The following is a 12,927-nucleotide window of genomic DNA, read 5'->3' as shown; positions in this document are numbered from 1 at the left end:
TGTTCAGTGGCGGTGCAGCGGCTCTCATCCGACGGGTGCTCCCTGGTCCTGGTGCAGTTCGTGTTCATCGTCCTGGTCCAGCTCCGCACGTTCGCGGTCGTCGATCAGCTCGCGCACGCTCGCCTGGTCGACGAGCGCCCTCCAGCGCTCCGGCGGCATCCTGTCGCGCACGTCCTCCAGGGCGCGCCGGACGGTGGTCGCCGGGATGCCCTCGTACTCAGTCAACTCCTCGTCCGTGACGTCTGCGCGCACCTCGAGCTCGACCCACTCAGGAAGAGTCCTGCGCACCCTGCGGCGGGTCGCAACCCGGATGCGATGCGGGTTGAACTGACCCAGGCCCAGCAGATCGAGCACAGCCTCACGCTGCAGGAAGCCGCCGCTGCCGGCCAGCGCTGCTGCTGCTGCCGGCTGGGTCAGCTCGGTCGTGGGGACATCGCGGTGCAGATACACACCGTTGCCGTAGGCCCGCAGAGCTCCGCGGTGCGCGAGCTTGCGCACCTCCACGGCAGGCACCCCCGCATCCTCGGCCTCGCGGATCGTGACGACGCCGTGCTGCTCCGCGGCGATCTCCCACAGGTCGGATCGGTAGCTCATCACTACACCTCCCTACGATCGTCAAAAGCGTACCAGTTTCGGTACGCTATTGACAGGCGGCGGCTGCTGGGCGCTTCGACCGCCGCCTCAGATGCGCGTCAGTCAGTGAGCCCGCGCGTCGCGCGCTCGCGGCGGCGCAGCGATCGGCGGACGCGTCACTCTCGAAGTCGATCAAGGGTTGCACTTACGAGTGCAACGCTGGACACTGTTGGTCCACCACACGCGCGGCGAGCGCCGTTGTCGCGAAGAGGAGCAACCGTGACTGCCACCATGACTGTCACCGATGAGGTGCGCAATGAGGCACGCCAGCTCATCTCGCACCTGCCGCCTCGTAGCGGCCAGCCTCTTGAGATGACCACCTCCGACCTGGGCGATGACACCGTCACCCTGACACCTGCGCTGTCGGAGTTCCTGAGGGGGGCGATCGAGGCGATCGCCTCCGGCGCAGATGTCACGTTTCAGTCCGTGCCCGATGTTGTGTCAACGACGGTGGCGGCCCGGATGCTCGGCATCTCGCGCCCTACGCTCATGAAGCACATCCGCAACGGCGACCTGACGAGCCACAAGGTCGGGTCGCATACCCGACTGCTTTCAGCGGACGTCCTCGAGTTCCGGTCGGCACGGACGCGCCGTCAGCGAGACGCGTTTGCCGAGCTGCGTGACCTGGAAGTGGAACACGGCATTCGGGAGTGACGTCGGCGCCGGCGGTTACCCTGGATGAGTGATTACGAAGGTGCTGCCGGACAGCAATGTCCTCTACAGCAGGACCGTTCGCGACTGGCTGTTCCTCCTTCGAAATGCCTCAGGTGGCGGCATGTTCACGCTCCACACGACCGAAGACATCGTGTCCGAGGTGACGTACCGCCGCAGGCGGAACAACCGGGAGGTCGATGGCGCCGCTATTCACCGACTCTCGAAACTGCTTCGAGAATCGACCGACAGCGTGCTGTCCGACTACCCGCACCTCCCTGACTACGCCGGGGCCGATCCGGACGACGCTCACATCCATGATGCGGCAGTCGCGGGTGAGATCGATGTCGTCGTCACCAACGATTCGTCCTACCTGGCGATTGAGGACGACCGCTACGAGATCAGCACTCCGACCACTGAGGAACGCCGACAGAGACGATTCGGAGGCGGTCACGTGCGCGCGCCGGCTATCCCCTCTGGGGAAGAGACCACGCTGACCTCTTGTCGCCGGCGCCTCAAGTGTGACGTACGACGAGCACGGTGTCGCACAGAAGCTCTGGCGGGGTCAGTCAGTCAGCCCGCGCGTCGCGCGCTCGCGGCGGCGGAGCGAGCGGCGGTCGAGCAGGTACGCGACGAACGCGCCGAGCAGGATGCCCAGCGGGCCGAGGGTGAGGACGAGCAGGCCGATGGCGTTCGAGTCGCTCAGGCGATCGGTGAAGAACTGGTTGCCCCCGACGTCGTCGGCGTAGTCGTCGCCGAACGACTGCCCCTCCGTGAACACGACGAGCAGGATGCTCGCGAGGATCCCCAGCAGGAACCCGGTCCACATGAACCGGCCGTACCTCGGGGCAGCGCGCACATGGCCGACCGTCGTCGCCCGGGTCGGCTCGGGCTCTGGCTCCAGCTCGGCGTCGGACGTGTCGTTCGGGGCGTCGGCGTTGGTCTCGGCGGCCTGGTCGCTCTCACCCTCGAGGTCCTCGGGGCGCGCCGCGGGGTCGTCGGCGGGCGGGGGCGCGCCGTCGTCGGGGGCGTGGTGGTCCGGCTCGCCGGAGGTGCCGGAGGGGTCGTGCTGCGTCACTGGCTGAACCTACCCCGGCGCACGAGCGGCAGGCACGCGCCGAGATCGGCCCGCTCCCCCGACGCCGAGACCCGCCTCTCGCTCACCGCCGCGTCCCAGTCCAGGTCGCCGCTCGCGAGCGCGAGCCACGTGGCCGGGTCCGTCTCCACCACGCCGGGGGGCGTGCCCCGGGTGTGCCGCGGGCCCGCGATGGCCTGGACCGCGCCGGCCGGCGGGACCCGCACCTCCAGCGCCCCGCCCGGGGAGGAGATCGCCAGCTCCTCGAGGGTGAACCGCACCGCGGTCATGAGGTCGGCCCGGGACATCGAGTCCGGGTCCTCCTGCCAGGCTCGCACGGCGGCGAGCCCGATCGTGGGGTCGATGCGGCGTCGGGGCATGGGCCCAGGGTAGGTCGGGCTCTCGGTGGGCGGTGCTCCGGGCCGCCGATCCTGCGGCGCGGGCGGCGCGCCCGTAACGTGTCCGCTCGTGTCGAGAGCGAGCGGGACCGGTGGGGGCGGCGCGCGCGTGGGCGCCGTCGGGCGCGACTTCCCGTCGCGGCTGCACTCGCTGACGGGGCTGCGGTTCTGGGCGGCGCTGCTCGTGGTGATGTACCACCTGAGCGCGCAGGTCGGCGAGGTGCCGGTGCTCAGCTACCTCACCGCGTTCGGCCGCACGGGCGTGACGTTCTTCTTCCTCCTGTCCGGGTTCGTGCTCGCGTGGACCTACCTCGACCGGCCCGTGGGGTTCGGCGTCTTCATGTGGCGCAGGTTCGCGCGGCTGTGGCCGCTCGTCGCGGCGACGGGCGCGATCTCCCTGGCGATCTACTGGTGGATCGACGAGCTGCCGGGGGCGTGGGAGTCAGCGACGACGTTCCTCTTCCTCCAGGCCTGGCACCCGCTGTGGGAGGACGGGGCGAACCCGGCGTCGTGGTCGCTGAGCGACGAGGCCTTCTTCTACCTGCTCTTCCCCGCGCTCCTCGCCATCGCGGCGGACGGCAGGCGGTGGCGCGGGGCGCTGTGGGTGGGATGCGGCGTCGTGCTCCTCGGCCTGTGGTGGGTGTACGGCACCGCCGGCTGGGAGGGGTTCTGGCTCGACTACTTCCCGCCGTCGCGGCTCGTGCAGTTCGTGATCGGGGTGCTGTGCGCCGTGATGGTGCGCCGGGGCGGGCGCTCACCCGTGGGGTACTGGCCGGCCGCGGTGCTGGTGGTCGCCTTCCACGCCGCGATGGTGCCGTGGGAGCGGGTGGCCGGCGCGGAGGCGGGGTTCGGGCCGTACTCCGGGTCGCAATGGTGGTCGACGCCGGTCTTCGCCCTGCTCATCGTGGCCGCCGCGCAGCACGACATCGACGGGCGGCCCACCCTTGTGCGCGACCGCGTGTCCATCCGGCTCGGGGCGTGGTCCTACGCCTGGTACCTCATCCACGAGCCCGTCATCCGGGCGTGGAACCACGTGGTGCCCGACGGGTTCGGCCTGGCGTCGCTCGGGGTGGGCGCGGCGCTGGAGTGGGGAGCGTTGCTCGTGGTGTCACAGGCGGCGGCGTGGGCCCTGTACTCGCAGGTCGAGCACCCGGCCGAGCGGTGGCTGCGGGCGCGGGGGCCGCAGCCTGTGCCGCGGGTGCGGCGCCCGACAGGGCCACTACGTGAACCTACTGTAAAGATTTTGCAGTAGCCGGCGTGCGGCTGACCTGCTGCAACACAGCCCTCCCGGGAAATCTTTCCAGTAGATGTTCCAGTAGATAGGGCCTCACCGAGGGGCGTACCGACGGCACCGCGGCGGCGCATTCACTCGCCCTCGGCCAGACACTCCTCGTCGCCGACGGTGAGGGGGACGTCGACGTCGGGATTCTCGTCGCCGCCCTCGAGGGTGAGCCGGTAGGAGATCCGGGCGACGAACTCCCCGCACGGCCGGTCGTGGGAGTAGGAGAGATCGGTGGACGCCTGCCCGCCCGCGGGGACGTGCGCGGTCTGCAGGCTGCCGGTCAGCCGCTCCCCCAGGTCCTCGCCCTCGACGACGTTGCCGGCCTCGAACACCTCGACGCGGTACCAGCGCGGGAAGAGCTCCTCGGAGTCGTTGGTGATCGTCAGGCGGAGGTCGAGCGCGTACGGGCGGGTCGAGGAGGCCGCGCGCCAGCCCAGGTCCCGCAGCTCTGGCAGGACGGTGACGGTCACGCCGTCCGTCAGCTCGGCGCTCACCTCCTCGCCCGCGGCGGCCGGCGTCGCTGCGCCTCCGCGCGGGAGCAGGACCAGGACGGTGAGCGCGAGGACGAAGGCAAGGGTCGCGGTGGCCCAGAAGGGGGTGCGGGAGTTCGCGGCTCGCGTTCCGGCTGCGGGGGTGGGGGCGGGGGCGTCGTCGTCGGTCATTCCTGCTCCTCCGTGCGGGCGACGAGCGTGTACCGCTCCCCGTCGACGACCATGTCCATCTCGTAGTGCTCGACGTCGCCGGACGGGGGCTCGTAGCCGGCGCGGATCCAGTAAGGGTCGATGCTGCGGACCTCGCCGCCGATGCCGTCGAGCGTGCGCCGGCCGCGATCGGTGGGGACGAGCTCCTCGCGCTCGCCCGAGTCGTCGACGGCGTAGAGGGTGAGCTCCAGGCCGTCGAGGTCGATCCACTCCTCGGTGGGGGCGTCGGTGGGGGTGTCGTCATCGGTGGCGGTCTCATCGGTCGCGGTGTCCGAGCTGGCGCCGACGTCGCCCTCGATCGCGACGACGAGGGTGATGTAGCGGTCTCCCGTCGGCGCCGCGAGACCCGGGACCGACGACGGCTGGCGGACGTCCCACACCGAGACGAGCGAGACCGGGCCGGGCGCGAGCGCGTCCTCGTCGCTCAGGCGGTAGCCGGTGATGTGTTCGTCCGCCGGGTCGTCGCGGACGAGGCCGAGGAGCAGGAAGACGACGACGGCGGCCACGACGCCGACGGCCAGGCCCAGTGCGGGCTGGCGCCATCGGTGGCGTGGGGGCGTCGGGGGCGGCGTCATGGCCTGACAGTAGGAGGCGCGCGAGGTCCTGCGTAGTGGCAGCGCTCCCCCGTCAGAGGTCCCCGGCTCCCCTCGACGAGTGAGCGGAGTTCTGCTCGCTCCGCCCGCCCCTCCCGGCGAGTGAGCGGAGTTCTGCTCGTTCGCCCCACCCCTCCCGGCGAGTGAGCGGACTTCTGCTTGGCGCCGTCGATCGTTCAGCACTGGACCAGTGCCACACTGGTCGGCGTGGTGACGCTGACTCTCTCCGTCGACCCCGACGTGCTGCGTCGGGCGAGGATTCGCGCGTTGCAGCGCAACGAGTCGGTCAACCAGTACCTGTCGGACGCGCTCGAGCGGTACGCGCGCGCCGACGACAACTCGGCCGTCGAGCCCCTCCTCGCGATGGTGCCTGAGCACGAATCCCCGAGCGGCGACGGCGAGCGCGGATGGCGTCGAGACGACCTCTACGACGTGTGAGGTCTTCCTCGACACGAACATCCTCGCCTACCTCTACGGCTCGGCCTCGCCCGGCAAGCAGGCAGCCGCTCGAGCGGCGATCGGTGAGGACCGGGACTTCGTCGTCAGCACACAGGTCCTCCTCGAGCTGTATGTCGTTCTCACGCGAAAGCTCGCGCCCGCACTCCCGGCCGAGCGAGCCGCCGAGATCGTCGGTCGAGCCGCTGACCTGGGAGTGGTGAACGCAGATCGCGTGCTCGTGGAGCACGCCATGGGCACCGCGGCGGAACACCAGCTGTCTATCTGGGGCGCGATGATCCTGGAAGCCGCGAGCGAAGCGGGCTGCGCGGAGCTCTGGACGGAGAACCTCGCCGAGGGGTCCGTCCTCCGAGGCGTCACAGTCGTCAACCCGCTGCGGACGCACGTTCAGTAACACCGGCTGCCGTCATCGGAGGCGGGGCAGAGTTTCCCACCTGACTGCGAGGCTGCTCCTCGCGGCGGACAGGGGTGTTCGTCGTCGGACGACGCTGTTGATCACACCGATATTGGCAACGAAGCTAACGATCACACCGAAATCAGTAGCGGCCGCCGGACAACAACACCCCTGCCGAGCAGCCTCGCGCCCCGACAGCCAGCACCCACTCAGGTGCCGCTGCGGCGAGTGCGGCGCGATCGACGATGGCCGGCATACTCCGGCGCTCGGCCCGAGCAGCAGGACCCGGGACCCGCGGGTCGGGCTCCGCAGCTCGTCGCCCATCCCTCACCGGGCCACGCGCCACACTCGGTCTGGGGCGTCAACCGTGCGGGGCTCGCGAGGGCTCATCCCCCGGTGGAGAACGCGCGGGCTGCAGCCATCGCGGCACGGACGTCTCCGTCTGCGATGACCTCGGTGGGGCTGCGGTCCTCGAGCTGCGGATTCATGCCGATGAACCACGCGCGCGACGTGCCGAGAGTCCCGCTCAACGAGATGCTGAAAGATCTGGAGGGCGCCGCGGAGCTTGCGCTCGACGTCAGGCTGCGGGGGACGCTGCTTCTCCTCGACCCAGCGCGACACGGTCTGGGGGCTCTTGCCCACCATGTAGGCGACCACCTTCGGACCGAGGTTGTCGCTCAGATGCTCGACGATCTGGGCGACGGTCCAGTCCTCCGGACGCTGACTCTCCTTGTCGGAGGAGGCAAGGGATCGACTGCCGTGCGCCGAGCGTGGGGCTCCCATGACGGAACTCCCTCCGGTGCGCTGCCGTAAGAACGACAGCGATTCGACTGGAATATGAGTCCAACCTGACCTGGCTCTGAGGTCTATGCGCGGCGGACCGAGCCCGGCTCGTCGATTCCCAACCGGTGGGCGGACAGCTCACCGACCTCACGGAGCGACCCAAGGTCAGCGGCTGCCGACGCCGCGCTCCGTTCCGTTCCGCGGTCGGTCCCGTACCGTGATTCCACGACGAGCGCCGGCACGTACTCGCGCGTGTGATAGCCGTGCCCGATCGTCGGGTCGTTGCCGTGGTCACCGGTGACGACGAGCAGGTCCTCGCCGCTCAGCCCCGCAGTCAGCTCGACAAGCGCCCGGTCCACCTGCTCGAGCAGGTCGGCGTAACGCCCGGCGTCCTGCTGGTGCCCCGCGAGGTCGGTCTGCTGGACGTTGGCCACCACGAGGTCGGAGCTCTCCTGCGCCTCGAGCGTCCACCGTAGGACATCGGCGGTGTCGACACCGGGTCGCCTCTCCACCGGAAGGTCGCACTCGAGGATGTCGGCAGCCTTGCCGATGAGGGTCACCCGCTTCCCGCGGGACGCGGCCACCTGCGGCAGCTGGCGGGCATGGTCGATCGGCGCACCCAGGTGGAGCACCTCGAGGCCGCCGTTGCGGTAGAAGCCCGACGCCGGGGTGTCCATCCCGACCACTCCGAAGTCGCCGTCACGCACGAACTCCACCAGCGGGCCGTCCGACCGTCCGCCGACCGCGATGACCCGCGCCACCGGCGCGACGCCGCGCACCACGCGGGTGATCGCCACGATCTCCTCGAACGGCAGGTCGTCCAGCCGGCACGAGACGTTCCAGTTGAGGCCCGGGTCGGCCTCGAGGTTGTCGTGGACGAGCGCGGCTCCGTCCACGATGAGCAGAGGTTGCCCGTCCAGTCGCTCGATCCGGTGGCCCGCCGACCGCAGCGCGGCCCCGACCTCGTCGATCCGGTCCGCGAGGGGACACAGCACCACGTGCGACATGTCCGCGCCCATCATCGTCTGGTGGCCCGCGAACGTGTCGGCGCCCGGGTAGCCGAGGTCGACCCGGCGTGCCGTTGCGCGCAGGCCGGCCGGCAGCCCGGTGGGGCCATCCCCGGTCCCAGCCTCGAGCGCCTCCCCCAGGTCCGGCCGGAGCGCCGTCAGCCCGAGTGCCGCCAGGTGCGGGACGGCCAGCGGCCGTCCGCGCTCGCGCAGCGACCAGCCGGCCACGTGGCCGATCGTGTCGGCCTCGACGTCGCCTGGCCGCAGCTCGCCGGCGTCCGGCATGGCGCCGATGCCCAGGCCGTCGACGACGAGGATCGTCGCCGTCATCGTCCGGCCTCGATCCGCGTGCCCAGGCTGTCGTAGATCCCGTCGATCACCGGAGTGCCTGAGGCGGCGCCGGACACGACGGCGACCCGGGAACGCGTGGCGAAGATCTGGGTCCGGAACGCCATGACGGCGGTGTCGCCGAGCCGCACCCGCTCCAAGTCGCCCGCCTCGAGGCCGAGGCGTCGGTAGTAGTCGATGTTCTCCGGCGGGGTGCCGATCAGGCGCCCCCGCACGGCGGCGCCGCGCGGGTCGATGAGCGCGTGCTCGGCGTGACCGCGCGCGTAGAAGCCGCCGCCCAGCACGGCCGCATCCGGCTCGGTGCGTGCGAGCTCGGAGACGTAGACCATCGCGGGGACCTCGGGGAGGTCGTCGCGGCGGGCGTGCTCCGGTGTTGTGCCGGTCAGCGCGTGCCCGGGTTCGACGTGGGTGGCGCCGTGCGCAGCGAGGACGGGGATCGTCGAGCAGCTGGACAGGCTCGGCATCGACACCACCGGATCGATCCCCCGGTCGCGAAGAACGCCTGCCGCAGCCTCGACGAGCTCGCCCGTCGTCGTCAGCCGCGGCTCCCCCGTCACCGGGTCGAGCAGCACGCACGGGAACCCGGTGACGCCGACGGCCCGCACCGCCGCCATCCGGTCGGACTCCTCGAGCAGGACGGCCACGTCCGCGAGGTCGATGCCGCCCTCCTGCGCCGGGTAGGTCGAAGCTGGATCCCCCGCGATCCGCAGGAGCACGTCCTGGACGATCCCGGCGCGTTCCGCGGCGGCAGCCACGGCCGCGAGGTTCGCGCGGTCGTAGACGGTCACGTGCGACGGGCGCCAGGCGAGCGCCTCGTCGAGGGCACGGACCGGGATCTGCACGAGGTGCCCGACGTTGCCCAGCTCGACGCCGGCCGAACGCAGGACCCGAGCCTCCCGCAGGTCGATGGCCGCGGCGCGGGGCAGGTGACGGGCGATCCGGGCGGCGAGCGCCGGGTTGCGCCCGAGCTGCTTGACCACGAACCAGGCCGTGACCCCGTGCTCCGCGGCCACGCTCGCGAGGGCGGCGGCGTTGGCCTCGACGGCATCGGCGTCGACGACGTAGGTATCGGCCTCGACCCGACCGTCGGCGTGCAGCTGGGCCGCAGCGTCGACCAGGAGCGGGTTTCGCCGGAGCAACGCGTCAAGAAACATGGCGTCCCCCCACCTGGTCGAGCGCGCGACGCAGGAGACGGGCGGTGAGCTCGGCGCTCGCCCGCATCGGGTTGATGCGCAGCGTCCACTCCCGCAGGTCGGGCCTGGAGTCCAGTGCGGAGGAGGAGAGCCGGTAGATCATCGGGGCGATCTCGTAGCGCGAGTTCGAACCCACCGGGTACGGGGCGGCACCGAGCTGCGCGGCCGCCGCGCGCACCAGGTCGGCGACCGGTTCCTCGAGCAGTGCCACCACGCACAGGTCCTGGGCGTTCGCGAGCCGCGCGCCGACCACGCCCGGCACGTGGCCGGCGTCGAGGAGCTCGGCGAGCCGGGCCGCCTCCCGGGCCTGTGCGGCCCACGCGAGCGGGACGGTGACGAGCGCGCGCAGCGCCTCGAGCGCCTGATGCCCCTGAACCTGGCCGCCGCCGGAGTAGTTGGCGGCATGGGCGGCATCGACGAGGTCGGCGTCCCCGACCACCACGCCCACCCCCTCCGGCCCGTGCAGCTTGAACAGCGAGAAGGCCGAGGCAGCGGCCCCGTGCTCGACGCCGATGCTCGGCGTGCGCAGGACCGCGTAGTTGTCATCCACGATCACGCGGCGGCCGTGCTGCACGGCGAGGCGAACGACAGCCATCGGGTCAAACGCGTCCTCCAGACTCTGGCGCGTGTGCTGGACGTAGACCCAGGCGTCGTCGCCCGAGCCGGCGAGCGCCGCCCGCAGGGCGTCGTCGTCACCCATGTCCACGCGTACGGTCTCGACGCACCCGTCCGCGAAGGTCTGCGCCGTCGTCGTGTAGTCGGGAGCGTCGTGGACGACGAGACGGCGGACACCCGCCCGCCAAGGGCCGGCGGACAGGGCCGAGCGGATGGCGCCGGTCCCTGCGCCCTGGACGAGGCACGCCGCCTCTCCGCCGAACGCGCGGGCGAGGACGCGTTCGACGCCGGCCGTCGTTCCGGGCCGACCCAGCGGTGGGCGCACGCCGGCGTCGGCCTCGAACGGCGCGGCGCCCGGCATCTCCTCGCACATCGCCTCGACGAGCCGCTGCTGGAGGTCGAACGCTCCGTCCGCGTCCATCACGGGCAGCGGCGTCGTGGCCGGCAGCTCCGGTCTCGTGATCATCTGGTGCCCACCCCCGTCAGCCAGCGGAGCGCGTTGCGCCGGTAGAGCCTGTCGATGTCGTCGATCTCCAGCCCCGAGGATCGCAGCGAGTCGGCGAACGGTCCCAGGACGTGCCCGTAGCCCTGCCCTCCTTCGGACGCGAGGTAGGCGTGCCGGGAGATGTCGTTGCTGAGGAGCAGCCGGTCGCCGTACCCGGACTCGACGAGCGCGAGGATGCGGGTGCGGCGGGCGTCGTCGGGGCGGTAGGACTCCTTGCCGACCGTGTCGAAGGAGAGGTAGCAGCCGGCGGCGAGCAGCTCGTCCTGCTGGTCCTCGTCCGCGCTGAGGTCTTGGTGGCCGATCGCGATCCGGGCGGGGTCGAGGCCCTCTCTCAGCAGCAGGTCGAGCTGGGCGCGCGCGCCGGTGCCCAGGTGGGCGTGCGTGGCGAGCGAGACGTCGGCGCGGCGGGCGGCCCGCGCGGAGGCACGCAGGCCGATCGACTCCGCGGGTGTCGGCTCCTCGGCGTGGGTACCGATCTCGGCGACCACGCCCGCCCGGATGCCGGTCCCGTCGATGCCCTCGATCAGGTCGGCGAGCAGGAGGTCCGTCGCCCTCCCGACGTCATCACCCGGCTCTCCGTCCGGATGGAACCTCGCGTAGTACCAGCCGGTGGCGGCGACGACGTCGACCCCCGAGCCGGCCGAGATCCGGGCGAGGACGGCGACGTCCCGCCCCATCCCGCGCGCCGTCTGGTCGACGACGAGCGCCAGTCCGTGCGCGTCGGCTGCCCGTGCGAGCTCCGCGGTGACCGCGTCCTCGTGGGCGAGGTAACCCTCGGCGTCGTCGCCCGTGCGCAGGTCGAGCGCGAGATGCTCGTGGGCGAGGACCGGGCCGGCGACCGCCGAGGCGGCCACCGGGCCCGAGACGGTGCGGATCATCGGCGTGCCGGGCATGCTCACGCGGCGACCGGTGCGAAGAGGTCGACGAGGTACAGCAGGTTGAGGACCACGCCACCGATGATCACCGCGGCAGGACCGGCGGCCATCCGGACGACGGGCCGGCCCATGGCGTCGTTGAGCAGGTAGAGGCCACCGACGATGAACACGCCCAGCCCGCCGCCCATCGCGAGCGCCGCCATGAGCGAGCCTACGAGGATCGCGAGGTGCAGCGACTCGTGGATCGCGTTGCGGATGTGGTCGGCGGAGTCACGCACGGACGGCCAGTGCTGCAGCCAGCGACCGAGGGCCGACAGGGCAAAGACCTCGACGGCGAAGATCGCCGCGCCCAGGACCGCCGCGATGGTGATCGCGAGCACCGGGTTGTCGACCCAGTGGCCGGTGAGGTAGCCGACCGGGTAGACGAAGGTGAACCCGGCCATCGCGTAGGCGCCAGACGCGAGCGCCGTCGTCGCGATGAGCGGGATGAAGCCGAAGGCCCGGTAGAAGTCGACCTGAGCCGCCTCGGTGACGTTGCCGTCGGCGATGAGGAAGGAGGTGGCCTCGCCGCCGGCGAAGACGTGGGTCGCGGACAGAGCGGCGACGCCGGCGCCGAGGATCGCGAGCCACGGCAGCCCGCGGCGCAGGCGTTCGGCGTTGGGGCCGAAGAGCTGGTCGACCGCCTCGGCCTCCGCTGCCTTCGACGCCCGGGCCGCCTCGATCGCCTCCGCGCCCTGGGTCGACAGCTCCCTCTGTTCGGCTGCCCGTCGCGTGCGGTCCTTGGTCAGCGCGAAGGCGAGCAGCATGACCACACCGAGGGCCATCGCGATGGCCCCGGCGAACATGCTGGGCCACATCTTCATCGTGGCGACGATCGCCACGGCCTCGACGCCGAACGTGATCGCGCCGCGCATCTTGCCGAACTGCTGGGCGACGGCGATGACGGGGAACATGGCGAACAGCCACAGGATCGGCGTGCCGATCTGCTGCAGGGCGGTGATGAAGTCGATCGGCAGCTGCTGCGCGGCGTTGTTGACCGTGGACAGGCCGAACGCGCAGATCGCGCCCCAGCTCAGGCCGAGCGCGGCGGCGAGCCACGGCCAGGGAGCGATGAGGCCGAGGATCTCGGCGGGCAGGAAGATGAGCCAAGGGTTGAGGACGCCCGTGGACAGGGCCATCGGCGCGCCGAGGCCGAAGATGAATCCGGCGGACAGGCCGAAGATGATCGTGGCGGTCGCTGCCCTGCTCGTGCGCCCCTGGATGAAGTCGAGCATGAACGGGCGGGCGCCGTCGTTGAAGACGGCCAGCGCGTAGTGGGCCAGGACGGCGGCGATCGCCGATACGGCCAGCACCACGCCGGACTGCCAGACCTCGAAGCTGATCCCCACCTGCGGAGCGGAGAGCATCACGGTGCCCAT

General features: G+C 71.4%; 15 protein-coding genes and 1 pseudogene. 5 read left to right on the top strand and 11 right to left on the bottom strand.

Annotated features, from left to right (window positions below):
• Positions 1-24: 24 nt before the first annotated feature.
• Positions 25-594 (bottom strand): type IV toxin-antitoxin system AbiEi family antitoxin domain-containing protein, encoded by a 570-nt coding sequence (locus ACZLKG_RS02620; protein ID WP_463647837.1) that lies wholly within the window; start codon positions 592-594, stop codon positions 25-27.
• Positions 595-852: 258 nt separating this feature from the next.
• On the opposite strand from ACZLKG_RS02620, the gene ACZLKG_RS02615 reads away from it, so the two are divergent.
• Both ACZLKG_RS02615 and ACZLKG_RS02610 read left to right on the top strand, forming a co-directional pair.
• The gene (locus ACZLKG_RS02615) at positions 853-1,287 is read left to right on the top strand and encodes a helix-turn-helix domain-containing protein (RefSeq protein WP_463647836.1); all 435 of its coding nucleotides are present in this window, start codon (positions 853-855) and stop codon (positions 1,285-1,287) included.
• A 28-nt stretch (positions 1,288-1,315) separates the two neighbouring features.
• Positions 1,316-1,588 (top strand): annotated as a pseudogene (locus tag ACZLKG_RS02610) (hypothetical protein); the annotation flags it as partial.
• Positions 1,589-1,849: 261 nt separating this feature from the next.
• Here ACZLKG_RS02610 and ACZLKG_RS02605 read toward each other — a convergent pair.
• Together ACZLKG_RS02605 and ACZLKG_RS02600 are read right to left on the bottom strand one after the other, a co-directional pair.
• The gene (locus ACZLKG_RS02605) at positions 1,850-2,362 is read right to left on the bottom strand and encodes a hypothetical protein (protein ID WP_463647835.1); all 513 of its coding nucleotides are present in this window, start codon (positions 2,360-2,362) and stop codon (positions 1,850-1,852) included.
• Entirely contained in the window at positions 2,359-2,739 is a 381-nt protein-coding gene (locus tag ACZLKG_RS02600) for a sterol carrier family protein (RefSeq protein ID WP_463647834.1), read from the bottom strand. The genes ACZLKG_RS02605 and ACZLKG_RS02600 overlap by 4 nt, the downstream gene beginning before the upstream one ends.
• An 88-nt stretch (positions 2,740-2,827) precedes the next feature.
• On the opposite strand from ACZLKG_RS02600, the gene ACZLKG_RS02595 reads away from it, so the two are divergent.
• A complete protein-coding gene (locus tag ACZLKG_RS02595; protein WP_463647833.1) occupies positions 2,828-4,009 on the top strand; it encodes an acyltransferase family protein in 1,182 nt (393 codons plus the stop codon).
• Positions 4,010-4,122: 113 nt separating this feature from the next.
• Here the strand turns inward: ACZLKG_RS02595 and ACZLKG_RS02590 are convergent, their stop codons facing one another.
• Positions 4,123-4,701, bottom strand: coding sequence for a hypothetical protein (locus tag ACZLKG_RS02590; RefSeq protein WP_463647832.1), 579 nt, complete (start codon positions 4,699-4,701; stop codon positions 4,123-4,125).
• A complete protein-coding gene (locus ACZLKG_RS02585) occupies positions 4,698-5,315 on the bottom strand; it encodes a hypothetical protein (RefSeq protein ID WP_463647831.1) in 618 nt (205 codons plus the stop codon). Before ACZLKG_RS02585 ends, ACZLKG_RS02590 begins: the two co-directional genes overlap by 4 nt.
• A 225-nt stretch (positions 5,316-5,540) precedes the next feature.
• Here ACZLKG_RS02585 and ACZLKG_RS02580 point away from each other — a divergent pair, with 225 nt between their 5' ends.
• Positions 5,541-5,771 (top strand): hypothetical protein, encoded by a 231-nt coding sequence (locus ACZLKG_RS02580; RefSeq protein ID WP_463647830.1) that lies wholly within the window; start codon positions 5,541-5,543, stop codon positions 5,769-5,771.
• Positions 5,704-6,183 (top strand): PIN domain-containing protein, encoded by a 480-nt coding sequence (locus ACZLKG_RS02575; RefSeq protein WP_463648073.1) that lies wholly within the window; start codon positions 5,704-5,706, stop codon positions 6,181-6,183. The genes ACZLKG_RS02580 and ACZLKG_RS02575 overlap by 68 nt, the downstream gene beginning before the upstream one ends.
• A gap of 386 nt (positions 6,184-6,569) precedes the next feature.
• On the opposite strand, the gene ACZLKG_RS02570 is transcribed toward ACZLKG_RS02575, so the two are convergent.
• From ACZLKG_RS02570 to ACZLKG_RS02545, 6 genes are all read right to left on the bottom strand, one after another.
• Positions 6,570-6,713, bottom strand: a complete 144-nt coding sequence (locus tag ACZLKG_RS02570; RefSeq protein ID WP_463647829.1) for a hypothetical protein — start codon at positions 6,711-6,713, stop codon at positions 6,570-6,572.
• A gap of 336 nt (positions 6,714-7,049) precedes the next feature.
• The gene (locus tag ACZLKG_RS02565) at positions 7,050-8,303 is read right to left on the bottom strand and encodes a phosphopentomutase (RefSeq protein WP_463647828.1); all 1,254 of its coding nucleotides are present in this window, start codon (positions 8,301-8,303) and stop codon (positions 7,050-7,052) included.
• Complete coding sequence (locus ACZLKG_RS02560; protein ID WP_463647827.1) at positions 8,300-9,475, bottom strand: alanine racemase; 1,176 nt, start codon at positions 9,473-9,475, stop codon at positions 8,300-8,302. The genes ACZLKG_RS02565 and ACZLKG_RS02560 overlap by 4 nt, the downstream gene beginning before the upstream one ends.
• Entirely contained in the window at positions 9,465-10,595 is a 1,131-nt protein-coding gene (locus ACZLKG_RS02555; protein ID WP_463647826.1) for an aminotransferase class V-fold PLP-dependent enzyme, read from the bottom strand. The genes ACZLKG_RS02560 and ACZLKG_RS02555 overlap by 11 nt, the downstream gene beginning before the upstream one ends.
• Positions 10,592-11,533 carry a phosphotriesterase family protein gene (locus ACZLKG_RS02550; RefSeq protein ID WP_463647825.1) on the bottom strand — a complete coding sequence of 314 codons (942 nt, stop codon included), beginning with the start codon at positions 11,531-11,533 and terminating at the stop codon, positions 10,592-10,594. Before ACZLKG_RS02550 ends, ACZLKG_RS02555 begins: the two co-directional genes overlap by 4 nt.
• The gene (locus ACZLKG_RS02545) at positions 11,530-12,927 is read right to left on the bottom strand and encodes a YhfT family protein (protein WP_463647824.1); all 1,398 of its coding nucleotides are present in this window, start codon (positions 12,925-12,927) and stop codon (positions 11,530-11,532) included. Before ACZLKG_RS02545 ends, ACZLKG_RS02550 begins: the two co-directional genes overlap by 4 nt.

It is taken from the genome of Georgenia sp. Z2081 (assembly GCF_055326445.1).
Note: the sequence above shows the minus strand (reverse complement) of the source record. Positions and strands in the feature narration are given on the sequence as shown.